Genomic DNA, 15,508 nt, shown 5'->3' on the forward strand with positions numbered 1-15,508 from the left:
TATTATTTGATTATGCTCAGCCCAGAATTCGAACAGCTGCCTCTATAAGACGCCGGACCCAGGCTGTATAGGGTGGGAAAAGAAGATGCATAAGAGAATGTTTATCCTCCATCAACGCCTTTTCATGCGAAAAAGCGCGGAAGCCGTATTCACCGTGTGCCGCCCCTATCCCGGAATTATTAACTCCACCAAACGGCAGACCCGGATGTAGAAAATGCACAACTGTAAGGTTGACTCCTACAGCGCCGGAGCTCGTTCGCTCGATAATATCCGTGGCAAAAGACTCTTTTTTGTCGAATATGTAAAGCGCAAGCGGTTTAGGGTTATCGTTGATTTTCTTGATAACCAGATCAATATCGTCGAATTCAATAACGGGTAAGATCGGGCCGAATAACTCCTCACGTGAAATATCCATGTCACTGGATACATTTGAAATTAACGTCGGAGCAATAAAATTCTCTTCAGCATCTGTAACACCGCCTTCAAAGACTCTTGCACCTTTGCTTTTGGCATCATCTATCAGGTTTGAAACTCGCTGGAAATGACGTCGATTTACAATCCGGCAATAGTCGGCGGTCGATTTCTGGGCTTCTGGTGTTTTTCCATAGACTCGCCCAATTTCCGTTTTAAGTGCTTCATTGAATTGATCTGCGATATTAACGTGCACAAAAACATGATCTGGGGCGATACAGGTCTGTCCATTATTGGCAAACTTACCCCAGACAATGTTTCTTGCAGCCCTCTTTATGTTGGCATCTGGACCGACAATGGTCGGGGACTTACCCCCCAATTCCAGTGTCACTGAGGAAAGATTCTTGGCGGCAGCCTCCATGACCAGCTTGCCGACCGCAGGACTGCCCGTGAAGAATATATGGTCGAAGGGCAAGGCCAACAGTTTCTGCGCTACCGCGGCATCACCCTCAATCACGGAAACCAGATCGGGAGGGAAGGTTTCGGCGACAATGTTGGCAATCACCTTTGAGGTATGGGGTGTCATTTCCGAGGGTTTAATGATGGCTCCGTTCCCTGCAGCTAACGCTGAGACGAGAGGTCCGAGCGCAAGATTGAGCGGATAATTCCACGGTGCAATAATCAGGCACACTCCCTTTGGTTCTGGCCGAACATAAGATTTCGTGCCCAGAACACCAACGGATGCAGCCACTCGCTTCGGACGCATCCATTTACGCAAGTGTTTTTTAGTGTGTCGAATTTCCTGAAGCACCGGCAGGAGTTCAGTTAATTTGACTTCTGGAGCGGGTTTTCGAAAGTCCGCCGCGCACGCCGCAATGATGTTTGATTCGTGGCGTTTAATTGAATCCCGCAGCTGGTCGAGCTGCGCTATTCGAGCCTCCAAGGTAAAGCTTCCGCGACGCGCAAGTTGTGCCCGCTGTAGGGCCGCGAACGTTGAATCAATCGTATCGCTGGTTGACACATTGGTCACCCCAACCTCCGCCAGACTAGCAATCTGCATTATAAAATCACCTCTTGCTGAACGAGACTGTTGTTATTTTCAATCGGATTACTAGTCTTCATAGAGGACATAGTCCTCTTTTGTGGCACCACAGTCCGGACAGCACCAATCGTCTGGAATATCTTCAAAACGAGTGCCCGCAGGGAAGCCTTCGGCTTCATCTCCGAGAGCTTCATCGTAGATATGGCCGCAAGTGATGCAGACCCACTTCCGATAGGTATCTTTTTGAGTCGAGTCTTTGGGCGATTTTGAAGAGGTGGGCTTCGGTTTCGCTTTGGGCTTTGTTTTATTTTTAGCTGAAGGAGTAGATGCGTCCGTTGCTTTCTGCGATGCTCCCTCGGTCTTAGCTTGGCTGGCAGGGCGGACCGCTGTATTGGTTGCGGACACCGAAAGTTCCGGGTTCGCTTCTTGAAGCGCAACGAAGTCAACCTTATCCCTGACGGCACAGTCTGGACAGGACCAGTCTTCAGGAATTTTTTCCCATGTCGTTCCTGCAGGAAAGCCTTCGTGCGGATCACCAACCACTTCGTCGTATACATAACCACAATCAGGGCATTGATATTTAGCCATTTAGAGCACCTTTCAAACGATATTATTGTCTTTGTTTTGGTAGCGCCCGACGCGCACCCTCTTTCAGGTGCACGTCAGAGGCTCTTTTTCTGCAACGTAAATAAAGTAAACGAGGTATATAAGTTCCGATTAGCCGATCATTTAGCCGCGGCGGTATCGACTGATTCAGAATCAGTCCCACCAAATTTACGCTCATAGAATTCACGCTTGCCGGGTTGAATCTGAATCTTGTCGAGATCTCCTTTAGCCCAATCCAGCACCCGGTGGTCCATTATCGAACGAAACCATGAGGGAAACATTGCGGCCAGGAACATTCCGGGATATCCCGAAGGTAAGGAAGGCAGGTCTTTGAAATCGCGAAGCGATTGATAGGACCTTGTAGGATGGGCGTGATGGTCGGAATGTCGTTGCAAATGAAACAGAATCAGGTTCGACATAATATGGTTTGAGTTCCATGAGTGGTGCGGTTGTTGACGCTCATAACGTCCATCCGACATCTTCTCGCGCAGCAATCCGTAATGCTCAATGTAGTTGGCGCTGGTCAGCTGCCACCAGCCAAAGGCCATTTGAATGGGCAAAAAGATCAGCATTAAGGGACCAAAAAACGCCAGCAATCCCGCATAAAGCACAGCGGTCAAAATCATAGGCTGAAGAACTTCGTTCTCCAGGCTCCAGACACTTTTTCCACAACGACTGAGGCGCTGTTCCTCTAAATCCCATGCCCGCTTGAAAGCACCGGGAATTTCACGCAGTGAGAATGAGTAAATGGACTCACCCATGCGGGATGTCGCCGGGTCCATCGGCGTAGCCACATCACGGTGATGCCCCTTATTGTGCTCAATGAAGAAATGACCATATCCGACCACGGCGAGGACAAGCTTCGCCATCCAACGGTCAAACGTTTCTTTTTTATGGCCAAGTTCGTGGCCTGTGTTCAGAGCCAGGCCATTCACGATTCCCAGGGAAAGGGCCAATGCCAGAAACTCGAAAACACTCATTGGTTGCGTGGATACCCACCAGGCACTGACAATCAAGGCGGCATAGTGAATAGGAACCGTCAAGTAGGTCAGTACCCGATAGTAACGATCCTGTTCAAGCCGAGGCACAGCCGACTCGGGGGGGTTTGAAAAATCCTCTCCAAACATGGCATCAATCAAGGGAACTGCGCCATACCAAAGGATCAACACCAATCCGTACCAAATGCTCCATCCAGTCTGGGATACCAAATAAAGGCCAATAAGAGGCGTCGCTGGCCACAGCACAGAAAGGACCCAGAGGTGGCGTTTTCTGTCGACATAACCTTCGGCATCAGGGTCTCTCTGAAGAGACTCTGTTGTTAAGACATTTTCTGACATTGACATTAGGATCACCTTATTGTTTTTCAGCTTGATCATTTTTCTACATTGTGCGAACACCGAGTCCCTCAGGTGAACTGACAAGTTGTAGGCATGAACAGGTTTGGCCAGAACCGGATATCAAACAACTACCCTAAGGGGTAGTTTTCGCACTAGACATCTATCAATATGCTTTCACCCCATAGCGCCCTCGCGTTTCGGGGAGACGAAGCAGGAGATCGGATTGTCATGACCCGCCATAGCTTGGAAGACTGGTGTCGGAGGATGTCTGAAAGGATGTGGGCTCGTCAGTGTTTCATTACTCAAGGGTGTTTAGACCGCTATTGCCTGAGCGCTTCTGCTACGCCTGAATCAAAGGTAGTTCTGTATCGGGCCCCGCCAGGCTATGGAAAATCTGTACAAGTGGCCTTTGCAGCAAACACTCGCGAACTGGAACTTGAGAGCGTCGTTTACATCAATACCCGATCTTTCCCTGACTCATATGGCGTTAATGACAGTTTGTTTGCAGCGTTAGTTTTATATCAAATCGAAGGAGTTGAATCTTGGCGCACGATAAAAAGTGACATCGACACCATCGAAGCTCTTCGAAACGCACTGTGTAATGCAAAAAAGACGATAAGAATTTGCCTTGATGGGATTGGCGAGGCTAAACATACCGCGGATTTGATTGAGGATTTAATCTGTGAAACACCGAGCAATGTGAAATTTTTCATTGCACCGAGTCGCGTCGGGGCGTTGGCGCGTTTGTCTATGATGACGGGTGTTGTAACGTATGGTGCTGATGAACTTGTATTTACAGAAGAGGAGGTTAGTGAATTATCGGGTATGGGTGGCCCCGAAGCCAGCAACATCATAAAAGCCACCGGTGGATGGCCAGCACTTGTCAGGCTTATGTGCCAAACCCCAAACCCAAATCTCCCCGCAGCGACTTGGCCGGAAACTCGCTCGTATTTCAGGGACAACCTCTTAACTGCATTACCCGATAGTACGAGGACCTTTCTTTGCAATGCAGCGATGCTCGAAGTAATCAGCGCTGAATGCTATGGCTATGTCTATAAGACAGAAGAGGCCGACCGGGAAATTACGTTTCTTAACGAACATTATGCTCTTTTAGCTCCCACCGGAACTTCTGGTGATCGTATGGATATGCACCCTGTGCTGCGAGAGTATTTGCGTAGTTTATTTAACACCACCCAACGAGAACGTCGCTCGTATGTACTGAAACGGGTCGCGTTCTGGCATTGGCGTAGGGGAGAGTACCTCCATTCAATCAATGCAGCTCTGGAAGCCAGTGACCATCGTTGGGCTCGCGTCGTAAGTGACAGCATTATTCTGGACGTGGCTCTGAGGCAGGGTGAAATCGAAGTACTTCGCACCTGGTTTGGAAAAGTACCGGCTCGTACGATAAAAAAAATCGCTGCCTTGAGCATAGGTTACGCGTGGATTTTGTATTTCAGCCAACAAGCTCGTCAAGCAGAGGAAATACTGGTTAGTTCGCTTCATCCGAGCTCCAGGGGGGTGGGCAATCTTGATGAGGAAGGATGGCGGGAATTGGTTAATGCGATAGGCAAAGCTACACAGGATGAATTACTGGAGAGTCAGGTTCTCTGTCAAAAATGGATAGACTCCTTTGGCGACCGTAACATGGTTGGCAAAGGCGCAGCACTTACTTGCCAGGCATTCATTGCCTCCAGTGGACGCCATTTTGAAGAGTTGGAGCGATTGTCCCATCGAGCGGCTGTGGCCATCCAGTCATCCAATCAACATTACGCTTTTATCTGGCTTAAAACTGCAGAAATTCAGGCTGAACTGTTCAAGGGTGACATCGCCCGAGCAATGAGTGTGTTGATCCAGGCGAATAAAACAGCAGAAAAGATTCAGGTGCCAAAAACTTTTTTAAATAAAATGTTTGGCACCCTTGAGTTACAAATCCTGCACGAACAGAACCATCACCTGGTTACCCAGGAATCTGCACAGGCTTCGTTCGATTTCGCTTTGAACTATGGCGTTACAGATATTCTGTGGGGGTGTACACAGGCCTACAGCCGTTTTCTGTACCACCAAGGGTTCCGAGATAGAGCCATGGCCTTGTTGGAACAATCCCGCTTAGCCTCCTGCGAGCGAGAGCTCTCTCGTCTAAATATCCTGACTAAAGTTCAGTTAGCTGAGTTTACTCTCCTGAACAACGAGGAATTGGGTCCACCCATACTCCCCGATGAATGTGAGCTGACGTTCCTGCCAAATCAAAACCAGGCCATTCAAGCACGTATGGCCCTGGTAACCTCAATGTATAGACTACGGCTTGGGAAACAGTTTGGTGTCGCCGAAAAATATGCCAAACAAGCACTACAAAGCGCCAGCGCAATTTCAGACGCTAGAACCAGGATCGCCGCCCACTATTGTCAGGCCCTGGCAGCGTTTGCCCTCGGCTCATCAAAATCGGCGAAGCGCATGATTCTTGATGCAAACCTACTTTCGGAACATTTGAACTGTCACTTCACACGGCTCTGGATCAAAGAAGCGCTACTTTCTCTTAGCCCCCTTGCTCAGGATCTTTTTAACGATCTGCCAGACGACTCTGAAGCTAAAGCTACGAAGGATCCCGATGTCAGAATAGAAGACTCCAGCGTGCCACCTGTGCCCGGCAATGCCCACTCAACTATCACGATAAAGCAGATTTCTCTGTTGAAATGCGTAAGCAACGGAATGACCAACAGAGAGATCGCTGAACGGCTTCTCGTGACGGAGGATACCGTCAAATGGCATATGAAGAAGATTTTCAGCGAACTTAAAGTAACCAACCGGGTTCAGGCAGTCACTGAAGCTCGACTGCGCGGACTTTTATAGTGCTACAAAAACAAAAGAGGAATCGAGCGAATATGCAAAAAATAGTTATCATTGGCGCTGGAATAGCCAGCCTGACCGCCGCAGAGGCTCTCCGCCAGAATGGATTCGACGGAACGATTACCATTTTGGGCGAGGAAAACACGCTGCCTTACCAGCGTCCCCCGTTGTCCAAAGCCTATTTGACCTCAGATGAGTTGCCCTCGCCAACTCCGATCCGTTCTCCTAATTTCTTTCGGGACAACAAAGTTGAATTTGAACAAGGCGGTAAAGTAATAGCGCTTGAACGATCGGCAAAGCAAGTAGTGATTCAAGGCGGCAGGAAAATTAAATACGACACGCTGATTTTGGCAACAGGAGCGAGGCCACGTCCTATTGATTTACCTGGTGAGAGCGCAAAAAATGTTTTCTATCTCAGGAATCTTGACCACTCCGCCGCATTACGTAATGCCCTGTTAGCCCCGGAATGCGAGAAGGTGGCCATTCTCGGCGCGGGTGTTATCGGGCTTGAAGTCGCCTCCGCTGCCAATCTACAGGGAAAACAAGTCTCTGTGTTTGAGGCCAACAGCCGAGCGATGTGTCGAGTAGCGTCACCATTAACAAGTAATTTTGTCAGAAACCGCATGGCCTCCGCCGGCGTAATGTTCTACTTCAATGCTAGCGTCAACCAGATTCTCACTGAGGGAGACCGAGTTTCCGGTATCCGTTTGTCCGACGGCACTACGAAACCCGCAGACGTCGTTGTTATCGGTATAGGAGCCATCCCCAATGCTGAACTTGCGCAAGACGCAAACCTGGATTGCGACGGTGGTATTATAGTAGACAGCGGCATGCGTAGCTCTGACCCTGACATATTTGCGATCGGAGATTGCGCTAAAGCCGTCAACGTTTCCACCAATACACCCATCCGAATAGAAACTATTCACAATGCCATGCTTCAAGCACAAATTGCGGCGGCTCATATTTGTGGTAAACCGTCTCCGCCTGCCTCTCCTCCTCGTTTTTGGTCAGATCTCAACGGCATGAAAGTCCAGTGTATTGGAATCGCCACTGGATACGACCGAATTCAGCGGCGTCCCACAGAGAGTGACAATGCCTGTGAATTCTGGCTCTTTTCCGGAGACCGGATGATCGCAGCTGAAACGGTCAATCTTCCCACCCGGCAAGCCAAGCTATCTAAAGCTCTCTCCGGGTAAGTGTAAGCGAGATGGGATGCAACTCATTCTCATCTCTGAGATTTCTATGTGTCGAGCCTCGTGACTGAGCATATCCAGCTGCAGGGGGATTCTGGCCCTCCCACAAGCTCTGCTGTAGAGCAGGAGATACAGAATCGCCCAGCCCAGCTGTGATGGCCACAGTGACCAGTCATTCACCCGGGGCTTACCTAACGACCAGGAAAGTGGAGCAATTGCCAAAGCGATTATTCAGATGGGACATAGCCTAGGACTCGATGTACTGGCCGAGGGAATTGAGACCAAAGAGCAAGAAAACCATCTCCGAATCCTTGGCTGTGATGCGGGACAAGGCTATCTATATGCTAAGCCGCTCTCAGTCAAAAGGTGCGAGGAGTACCTACAAGTTACTGACTGGGTTTAATTGGCCCGATGGTGGTCATCGAATCAATTTGGGATCACCGAACGCTTAGTGTGCGCCGGCGTTATCGCACCATCTGAACGTTCGCTTTGCGACCTTAGCGTTGACTACGCCTTGAAAGCGCCGAGTTATGGTTTCAATAACATTCTCCACAACCGGCGAAACAATGATCAAACAGCAAAGAGTTTTCCCACAGAATCTGTGGATAACTGTGTTGGCAACCCAAGGATAGCCGGTGTGAACGGCCCAACCACAAGGCCTGGCGATGAGCGGAGGTAAAATAATCAACTCGCCCTTTGCTTCAAGGTTACCGCGCTGTGTGCAACCTGTAATCGCAGCCTTTACGAAATATCCGTAGCCTGTCTCATCACATCCACAGGTCACGGTGAAAACGCATGCTCGACAGGTTGAGAAGTATTCCAGTACGCGGTTTGTTCGCCAGGCTGTTCTCCTGGTTGTTTTTCGGATTGGCCTTCGCTCTTGTGGCAGCAACCATCGTCGATGTCTTTGAACTCCTGAATTCCGATGAGCCCTTGATGCAGGCCATGATTAATGGCGTTAACGGCAGCATTATCGCACTGGCCGTTTACGAACTGGCCATGGTGATCCGCTCGGAATACAGCGGCCGTTCAGAAACTCACGATATAGTGACTATGATGCGCCGTACCCTGCCCCGCTTCATCAGTACCGTTTGCGTGGCCATGTCGCTTGAGGGACTGATCATGATCATCAAATACAGCCAGCTTGATTTGGCGGGGAATCTCGTTTATCCGGTTGCGATTATTGCGAGTACAGCATTGTTGTTGGCCGCACTGGGTGTGTTTTTAAAAATGGCCCCCAAAGAGATCGGTGCGAACGGGTGCGATGAGTCCTGCACGACAAAGTGAGCCCACGGCAGCAGAGTCAGTCAGGTCCGTTGCTCTGGAACGCTGGTTGCGCTGACGCTCTGACGCTTGCCGGGACGAAACAACACATAGTTTCCCAATATGGCCAGCAGGGCGCCCAGCATAGCCGGCGTCGTCCACTCGAATCCCTCCAGCCAGGTGGAGACCGAAAGAGCGACAACCGGGAACAGTACCGCGGCATAGCCTGCCTTGTCGGCGCCCAGCACCTGGATGACCGTAATGTAGCAGTAGAACGCCACAATAGAGCCGGGAACGGCAAGGAACACGGTCGCTCCCCAGAATACTGAGGTGGCAGGCAGCATCCACTCTACCCCCTGGATCAGGCACCACAATCCGAGAATAAGTGCTCCATAAACCATTGCCCAGGCATTGGCCGTAAACAACGGAACCCCTGCGGCCTTCACCTTCACGCTCACCAGGTTACCCATGGAAAACCAGAAGGTTCCAGCGACCGCAAACAGTATGCTCGCGCCAGTGGCATTGCCGAGTTGGAGGTCATGCCAGAACAGCAGCGCGACACCGGTCACACCAAGGGCCACGGCGGGGTAGAGCCTCGCTGTCGGTCTGGTTCGCAACCAGAGCCAACCGTTGAAGGCATTGAACAGTGCCGCCAGAGAAAACACGACCGCCAACAACCCACTGGTCATCGATTCGGCGGCCCGATAGATCAGGAGAAAATTCACGCTGTATAGCGTCAGCCCTTGCAAAAAAAGCCAGCCATGCTGGCCAAGCGTCAACCTGCTCAGCCGCCGGGTAACGGCAAGAACCGCAAGTGCAACCACAGAAGCCATCACAAAGCGATAGAACACTGCCAAATCCACAGACGCAGATTCGACCTGCAGTCGAATCGCCGTCCAGGTCAGACCCCATATCAATACAGTCAGTCCATAATGGGCACTAATGGGCATGATTCGAATGCTCCGCATTGAATTGAAAGTTCGGGCGTCAGGTGGTCAGATTATGGAAACGAACGCGCGATAGCTTGTCAGATCCTGCGGAACCATGGATGATTCTTGCGGAGGCCTTCCATGATCGATAATCCAACGACAGCAAACCACTCACCGGTGCAAGACAGACCGGGGCAGCTGGACATTGCCGACAGCCTTCGCACGGCGGGCGTTGCGCCGCAGCGAATGATGAACCTGGAGCATGGAAAAACCCTCGCCCAATGGCAGAACCGCGAGGGTGAGGTTCGCTACGAGCGCCCTCGTCATCACGCCCTGAGCATCTACATCGACAAGGGCCAGCAAGCCCAGCGGATGGTCAACGGAAAGGCGGTCAGCCGCGGCTTTCCCGGCGCCATGTGCCTGTTTCCTGCGGGCAGCCGCTCCATCTGGCAAATCGGCGGGCAATTCGAGTTTTTCCATTTCTATTTCAATGATGTCGATGTCGCTCGATGTGCCAGTCAAACCTGGGATTCCGACCCGGATAAGATTCAACTGAACGAGCGCTACCACCGTGAGGATCCGATCCTGGCCCAGGCAGGTAAACTCCTGGTGCTTAGCGACTGGCAGGCACCCGGCCAGGCAATGGCGATGGATCACCTGGCACAGTGGCTCCTGCTACAGGTGGTCAGCCGACACGCCAGCGTCACCAAAGCACCTCCCGCAGTTACCGGGCAACTGTCCCATCAGTACCGGCGACTGTTACAGGAGCAGATTCATGCGGAACTGGACCGGCCTCTCACACTGTCGGAAATGGCCGGCTGGGTGAATCTCAGCCCCTACCATTTCGCAAGACTGTTCCGGGCCACGTTTGGCTGCGCCCCCTACCAATATGTACAGGAACAACGGCTCATCCGGGCACGCGATCATCTGCGCCAATCAACCACCAAAATCACTGCCATCGCTCTCGCCTGCGGCTTCAACGACGCCAGCCAGTTCAGCCGGGCATTCAAAGCCCGGTTTGGTATGACACCATCCCAGTGCCGGAGCGAGGCCCACTCATCAAAGAGCCGGTGAACCATAAACAACGGTTTGGCATTACCTGCCAGCGTTGATTTCGGCGAGATACCCCGCCCTCGATAACCGAGCCATCTGCCCCTCAATCCAGGCCACACGTTCCTGGACGTAAGGCGTGGGCGAAAGCACGCTCAACACGTTCGGGTTAGGAAGGACTGCAGCGAGATGTGCAGCCTGGAGTGGCGACAGCACGCCCGCCGGAATTCGGTAGTAGGCGCGGCTGGCTGCCTGTACACCGTAGATGCCCGGTCCGAATTCTGCGATGTTCAGATAGACTTCAAGAATCCGCTGTTTAGGCCAGATCGCATCAATTGCCAGTGCCAGACCCGCCTCGATGGCTTTTCGGACAAAGCTTCGATCATTCCAGAGAAACAGATTCTTGGCCGTTTGCTGCGTGATGGTACTGGCACCTCGCAAGCCCTCTCCGGCCTGATATTCAGAGACCGCCTTATGAACAGCCTTGAAATCAACCCCGTGGTGCTCCGGAAATCGCTGGTCTTCACTGGCGATCACCGCCAGCGCCATCCATTCGGATACCTCAGATATTGGCACCCATTCGTGCTGCAAAGGCTCGCGGGCATCACCCATCTGATAACCCAGCATGAAGGCCGAGGTCGGAGGGTTCACGAACCTGAACAGCAGGATAATTGAAAACATCAGCACCAGTGCGGCTACAACTACCCAGAACATCAGCCGCAGTGACTTTCTAGCAAAAGAGGCCTTGGCCATAACCTGATTAATTACCTCGCCGGGATAAACTGTCCATAGCCCATTTCACGACCGAATGACGGCGAGAATTCCTCGTCGTCGACCGCCAGCCGTCCGTTGATCAGAACCGTTTTTACAATGCCGGGATTGCGATTGACCAAACGCTGCAGATCAAAGTTTTCCATCTCGCCCCAGTGCACCTGCTCAAGGTCCTGATTGAACCCCGCCGGATCAATAACCACAACATCGGCGCGGTCCCCTTCACGAATCTTGCCCGCATCCACACCGAACCAGTCGGCCTGATCTCCCGTCAACCGATGTACGGCCTGCTCCATGGTCATGATGGGGTCTCCGTCATTGATAGACTCATGAACGAGCTTGAGCATGCGCAGTGGCAGGTTGTAGAACGCCATATTCCGAATATGGGCGCCGGCATCACTGAAGGTAATCAACGACCGGGGGTCTTTCACCAGGCGTTTGAGTACCTGTTTTCGATGGTTCCCGACGGTGGTGTACCAACGAATATTCCTGCCGAACTCCACCACCAGATCCAGGAACAGATCGACGACATGCACACCACGGGCCCTAGCCACCTCTTCGAAATTCTTGCCGATCAGGGCTGCATCGGGGCAGTCGATAATCATGGCATCACCGAAATCCCTTTGCCACACCCGGGGGCTGAGCTTCTCACCATAGAACTTCCGGAATTGTCGACGGTACGACTCGTCTTTCAGGAGATCATTACGTTCCACCGCATCTTTCAGGTCCAGCGCCATCTCACCGGCGCCAAACTCCTCGAAGAACACGACATCAATGCCATCGGCATACACGGTGAAGGGCGTCGGCAATACCTGCCAACGGAAGTCGCCCCGAAGCGCATTTGTCACCCGCGAGGTCAGTTTGGTCAGATTGGTCAGGTAAGCGCTGCCTTTGAGATCCATCTGACTGATCAGTGTTGTCTTGAGCGGTTGGCGCAACCACCCCAGACATTCACGCACGTACTGAAGGATCTGTAGTGGCGTGGCCGCATTTGGCGCCCCCTGGTGCACGCGGTTGTAGGCCCGCACCAGTTTGTTCAGGCGCGCAATCTCGCTCCAGCGCGCGTAGGTGCTGGGCAGGCTTTTGGACCACTCTCGGTCGCCATCCACCTTGTCCCACTTCAGACACATGGTCGAAAGTCCCAGGAAGCCCTCATCCAATGCCTCCTTCAACAAGCGTTCCATGGTTTTCAACTCTTCCTCGGTGGGCTGCGTTGAGAGATCCGTTGCCCGACTGAGTCCCATCACCCCCACCCGCAAATCACTGTGCCCGAGAAAGCTGATAATGTTTGGGCCCAGAGGAACCTGACGAAGATGTTCCACCCATTGACGCGGCGTCGACCAGGTCTTGTGAGCTTTCAGAATTGGCAACACCCGCTCCCTGGGTACAGTCTCGACCCGCGTAAAGATATCCGAGGCATCCTCGTAGTCGCTGCACACCATGCTCAAAGAGCAGCTCCCCACCAGCACGGTTGTCACGCCGTGACGCACAGATTCCGAGAGGCTTGGGCTTACCAGCAGTTCGGCATCGTAGTGCGTGTGGGTATCGAGAAAACCTGGCATCACCCAAAGCCCGGAGGCATCGATAACGCGCTCGGCATCGTCATGAGGAATCGGATCGGCCGTCACACGGACAACCCGGCCATCCTTGATGGCGAGGTTGCGGGTAAACGAGAGTGCCCCGGTGCCGTCGAAATAGCGGCCGCCCTTGATGATGAAGTCATATCTGGCCATGGCAAAACGCCCCTCAGGATCTTGTTGTTGTGGGAAGGCTATGAATCAGAATAGCCGAAGCTGGGGCAGATACCGTGTCAGTCCTCCGCTTTTCGGGCCTCAGTCGCAGGCACTTTCAGCATCAGCACAAACCCGATCAGCAGGAACAGCAAGATCGTACTCATGCCCCAACGCTGGCTGTCGGTAACCGACGTCACCCAACCCACCAGCAAAGGGCCGGCAAAGGCGGTTGCCTTCCCGGAGAATGCGAACAAGCCGAACATCTGAGTCTGCAGATGCGGCGGGGCCACACGGGCCAGATGAGAACGGCTGGCCGATTGCAGCGGCCCCACGAAAATGCCCAGAATCATGCCCCATATCCAGAACGCGGTGGCCCCATCCACCACCAGAATTGCGAACGCACTGCAGCCCAGGCCCACCAGCGACAGCAGGATGGTATTGCGACCACCCAGAGCATCGTCAATCCAGGCAAAGCCCAGTGCCCCCAGCCCGGCAGTGACGTTCAGGGCAATGGCAAACTGCAGCACTTCCGTGGGACTCATGTTGAACGTGCCGGCAGCGTAGACGCCACCAAAGGTAAAAATCGTCGCCAGGCCATCGGTGTACAGCATCCTCGCAATCAGAAACCGCACGATGTCCCGATACTGCCGTACATGAGCAATGGATTGTTTCAGTTGGGCCAGTCCGGCCCGCGTCGCCGCCCCCAGACCCAAACCGGTTGACGGACGATCCGGGATAAAAAAGAACGCCGGCAAGGCAAATACCAGATACCACACGGCCACCAGAACAAAGGTTGCCCGCACGTGCTCTGCGGCGTCTCGATCAAGGTTAAAAATCGTGCCGTCCGCTTCGATAAAGCCATAGAGCGCCACCACCAGACTGGCGATACCGCCCACATAACCCAGTCCCCAGGCCCAGCCAGACCACCGTCCGGTACGCTCCGGCCGAGCCAGATCCGGCAACATCGAGTTATAGAAGATGAAAGCGAACTCAGCCCCAAGTGTACCCAACCCCACCCACAGAGCGGCCGTCCAGAACTGACTCTGATCCGGCGTCACCGTCCACAACATGGCCGACGAAATCACACACAGGAGTGTAAAACTGATCAACCAGGGTTTGCGCCGGCCTGACTGATCGGCAACAGCACCGAGAATTGGAGCAAGTATGGCAATCACCACCCCGGCTATACCAACGATGTTGCCCCATGCCCGCGTGCCCGCCACTTCATCCTGAATCACTGAGACGCTGAAGTACTGGGCGAAGACAAAAGTAAGAATGATCGTAAAGAAGGCACTGTTTGCCCAGTCGTAGAGCGCCCACGACCAGAGTGCGCGTTTATTCTCCGGTCCGTTGAACGGCTCTGTTTGGAAGCGCATTGCCATTCGCTAATCTCCCTGGCGTAACTCATGATCAAGGAAACTGATTGTGGCCGCTTATGCTGCGAATGCACACCCCCGACGCATTAAAGACACGACAGATGAACGTCATTAAGTTACCAGCGGTTATTTACATCCCGCGCAAGGCAAAGTAGATTAAATAACCATTGTTCACTTAACAGGAGAGTGTCATGAACTATGTTTTGGTCACCGGCGCCAGCGCCGGCATTGGCGAAACCTTTGCCCGTGAGTTAGCCAAAGAAGGTGAAAATCTTATTCTCGTTGCAAGGCGCGAGGAGCGTCTGAGCGCACTGGCGAGCGATCTGATGCAGACATTCGGTGTATCCGTCGAAACTCTGGCAGCCGACCTCTCTTCACCTGACGGCGTTGATCAGGTGATCAAAGCAGTGGCAAGCAATCAATGGCAGCTGCGAGGCCTGATCAACAACGCCGGATTTGGTGACCGGGGCCAGTTCCACGAACTCAGCGTAAAACGTCAACTGGATATGATTCAGGTGAACGTCACCTCACTGGTTGCCCTGACCCATCACCTGATCGACAACCTGCGAAAAACCGACAACAGCTTTATCATCAACGTGGCCTCTACGGCAGCGTTCCAGGCTGGGCCGGGCATGGCGATCTACTACGCCACCAAGGCCTTCGTGCTCTCTTTCTCGGAAGCCCTGCATGAGGAACTGAAAGCCTCCGGAGTGTCTGTCAGCGCTCTGTGCCCCGGCGCGACCTCGACGGAGTTCGCGGCTGAAGCCAACATGACCAACACCCGACTGTTTAAATCAGGAGCCATGTCTACCGAAGATGTCGTCAGGGAGGCCTTAACCAAGCGAGGACAGGCCATAGTGATCTCGGGACTGCGGAACCGGTTGATGGTATGGTTAGGCAAGTTTTCTCCGCGGCTCGTCACGCGGCGTCTTGCAGGTTGGTTACAGGCGTAA

The 15,508-nt window shown here is 52.8% G+C and carries 13 protein-coding genes; 6 read left to right on the plus strand and 7 right to left on the minus strand.

Annotated features, from left to right (window positions below; all coding sequences use genetic code 11):
- Positions 1 to 16 precede the first annotated feature (16 nt).
- The 3 genes from MARHY_RS13580 to MARHY_RS13590 form a co-directional block, all read right to left on the minus strand.
- Positions 17 to 1,471 (minus strand): aldehyde dehydrogenase family protein, encoded by a 1,455-nt coding sequence (locus MARHY_RS13580; protein ID WP_014422296.1) that lies wholly within the window; start codon positions 1,469 to 1,471, stop codon positions 17 to 19.
- A gap of 51 nt (positions 1,472 to 1,522) precedes the next feature.
- A complete protein-coding gene (locus tag MARHY_RS19115; protein WP_014422297.1) occupies positions 1,523 to 2,041 on the minus strand; it encodes a rubredoxin in 519 nt (172 codons plus the stop codon).
- 137 nt (positions 2,042 to 2,178) lie between these two features.
- Positions 2,179 to 3,402 carry an alkane 1-monooxygenase gene (locus tag MARHY_RS13590; RefSeq protein ID WP_197463861.1) on the minus strand — a complete coding sequence of 408 codons (1,224 nt, stop codon included), beginning with the start codon at positions 3,400 to 3,402 and terminating at the stop codon, positions 2,179 to 2,181.
- Positions 3,403 to 3,660: 258 nt separating this feature from the next.
- Between MARHY_RS13590 and MARHY_RS13595 the strand changes: the two genes are divergently transcribed.
- The 4 genes from MARHY_RS13595 (at position 3,661) to MARHY_RS13605 (ending at position 8,720) form a co-directional block, all read left to right on the plus strand.
- Positions 3,661 to 6,243 (plus strand): LuxR C-terminal-related transcriptional regulator, encoded by a 2,583-nt coding sequence (locus MARHY_RS13595; protein ID WP_226374336.1) that lies wholly within the window; start codon positions 3,661 to 3,663, stop codon positions 6,241 to 6,243.
- Between the two features lie 32 nt (positions 6,244 to 6,275).
- On the plus strand, positions 6,276 to 7,436 hold the full coding sequence (locus tag MARHY_RS13600; RefSeq protein ID WP_041654924.1) for an NAD(P)/FAD-dependent oxidoreductase: 1,161 nt from the start codon (positions 6,276 to 6,278) through the stop codon (positions 7,434 to 7,436).
- Between the two features lie 133 nt (positions 7,437 to 7,569).
- A complete protein-coding gene (locus MARHY_RS18630) occupies positions 7,570 to 7,836 on the plus strand; it encodes an EAL domain-containing protein (RefSeq protein WP_081496573.1) in 267 nt (88 codons plus the stop codon).
- Between the two features lie 479 nt (positions 7,837 to 8,315).
- Positions 8,316 to 8,720: a hypothetical protein gene (locus MARHY_RS13605; RefSeq protein WP_224849668.1), complete on the plus strand. Its 405-nt coding sequence runs from the start codon at positions 8,316 to 8,318 to the stop codon at positions 8,718 to 8,720.
- Between the two features lie 20 nt (positions 8,721 to 8,740).
- On the opposite strand, the gene MARHY_RS13610 is transcribed toward MARHY_RS13605, so the two are convergent.
- Positions 8,741 to 9,646 (minus strand): DMT family transporter, encoded by a 906-nt coding sequence (locus tag MARHY_RS13610; protein ID WP_011786375.1) that lies wholly within the window; start codon positions 9,644 to 9,646, stop codon positions 8,741 to 8,743.
- A gap of 120 nt (positions 9,647 to 9,766) precedes the next feature.
- Between MARHY_RS13610 and MARHY_RS13615 the strand changes: the two genes are divergently transcribed.
- Positions 9,767 to 10,699 (plus strand): helix-turn-helix domain-containing protein, encoded by a 933-nt coding sequence (locus MARHY_RS13615; protein ID WP_041654925.1) that lies wholly within the window; start codon positions 9,767 to 9,769, stop codon positions 10,697 to 10,699.
- A gap of 21 nt (positions 10,700 to 10,720) precedes the next feature.
- On the opposite strand, the gene mtgA is transcribed toward MARHY_RS13615, so the two are convergent.
- The 3 genes from mtgA to MARHY_RS13630 all read right to left on the minus strand — a co-directional run bounded on the left by mtgA (position 10,721) and on the right by MARHY_RS13630 (position 14,561).
- Positions 10,721 to 11,428 carry a monofunctional biosynthetic peptidoglycan transglycosylase gene (gene mtgA, locus MARHY_RS13620; protein ID WP_011786377.1) on the minus strand — a complete coding sequence of 236 codons (708 nt, stop codon included), beginning with the start codon at positions 11,426 to 11,428 and terminating at the stop codon, positions 10,721 to 10,723.
- Positions 11,429 to 11,439: 11 nt separating this feature from the next.
- The gene (locus MARHY_RS13625; RefSeq protein WP_014422306.1) at positions 11,440 to 13,179 is read right to left on the minus strand and encodes an N-acyl-D-amino-acid deacylase family protein; all 1,740 of its coding nucleotides are present in this window, start codon (positions 13,177 to 13,179) and stop codon (positions 11,440 to 11,442) included.
- A gap of 77 nt (positions 13,180 to 13,256) precedes the next feature.
- Positions 13,257 to 14,561 carry an MFS transporter gene (locus MARHY_RS13630; protein ID WP_014422307.1) on the minus strand — a complete coding sequence of 435 codons (1,305 nt, stop codon included), beginning with the start codon at positions 14,559 to 14,561 and terminating at the stop codon, positions 13,257 to 13,259.
- A 185-nt stretch (positions 14,562 to 14,746) separates the two neighbouring features.
- On the opposite strand from MARHY_RS13630, the gene MARHY_RS13635 reads away from it, so the two are divergent.
- Positions 14,747 to 15,508, plus strand: a complete 762-nt coding sequence (locus MARHY_RS13635; RefSeq protein WP_014422308.1) for an SDR family NAD(P)-dependent oxidoreductase — start codon at positions 14,747 to 14,749, stop codon at positions 15,506 to 15,508.

The organism is Marinobacter nauticus ATCC 49840 (assembly GCF_000284615.1).
Lineage (GTDB): Bacteria > Pseudomonadota > Gammaproteobacteria > Pseudomonadales > Oleiphilaceae > Marinobacter > Marinobacter nauticus.

What these genes read in the sequence shown, in the direction of transcription:
- MARHY_RS13580 (WP_014422296.1), bottom strand. Translation starts at nt 1,471, where the DNA reads ATGCAGATTGCTAGTCTGGCGGAGGTTGGGGTGACCAATGTGTCAACC.
- MARHY_RS19115 (WP_014422297.1), bottom strand. Translation starts at nt 2,041, where the DNA reads ATGGCTAAATATCAATGCCCTGATTGTGGTTATGTATACGACGAAGTG.
- MARHY_RS13590 (WP_197463861.1), bottom strand. Translation starts at nt 3,402, where the DNA reads ATGTCAATGTCAGAAAATGTCTTAACAACAGAGTCTCTTCAGAGAGAC.
- MARHY_RS13595 (WP_226374336.1), top strand. Translation starts at nt 3,661, where the DNA reads ATGTCTGAAAGGATGTGGGCTCGTCAGTGTTTCATTACTCAAGGGTGT.
- MARHY_RS13600 (WP_041654924.1), top strand. Translation starts at nt 6,276, where the DNA reads ATGCAAAAAATAGTTATCATTGGCGCTGGAATAGCCAGCCTGACCGCC.
- MARHY_RS13610 (WP_011786375.1), bottom strand. Translation starts at nt 9,646, where the DNA reads ATGCCCATTAGTGCCCATTATGGACTGACTGTATTGATATGGGGTCTG.
- MARHY_RS13615 (WP_041654925.1), top strand. Translation starts at nt 9,767, where the DNA reads ATGATCGATAATCCAACGACAGCAAACCACTCACCGGTGCAAGACAGA.
- mtgA (WP_011786377.1), bottom strand. Translation starts at nt 11,428, where the DNA reads ATGGCCAAGGCCTCTTTTGCTAGAAAGTCACTGCGGCTGATGTTCTGG.
- MARHY_RS13625 (WP_014422306.1), bottom strand. Translation starts at nt 13,179, where the DNA reads ATGGCCAGATATGACTTCATCATCAAGGGCGGCCGCTATTTCGACGGC.
- MARHY_RS13630 (WP_014422307.1), bottom strand. Translation starts at nt 14,561, where the DNA reads ATGGCAATGCGCTTCCAAACAGAGCCGTTCAACGGACCGGAGAATAAA.
- MARHY_RS13635 (WP_014422308.1), top strand. Translation starts at nt 14,747, where the DNA reads ATGAACTATGTTTTGGTCACCGGCGCCAGCGCCGGCATTGGCGAAACC.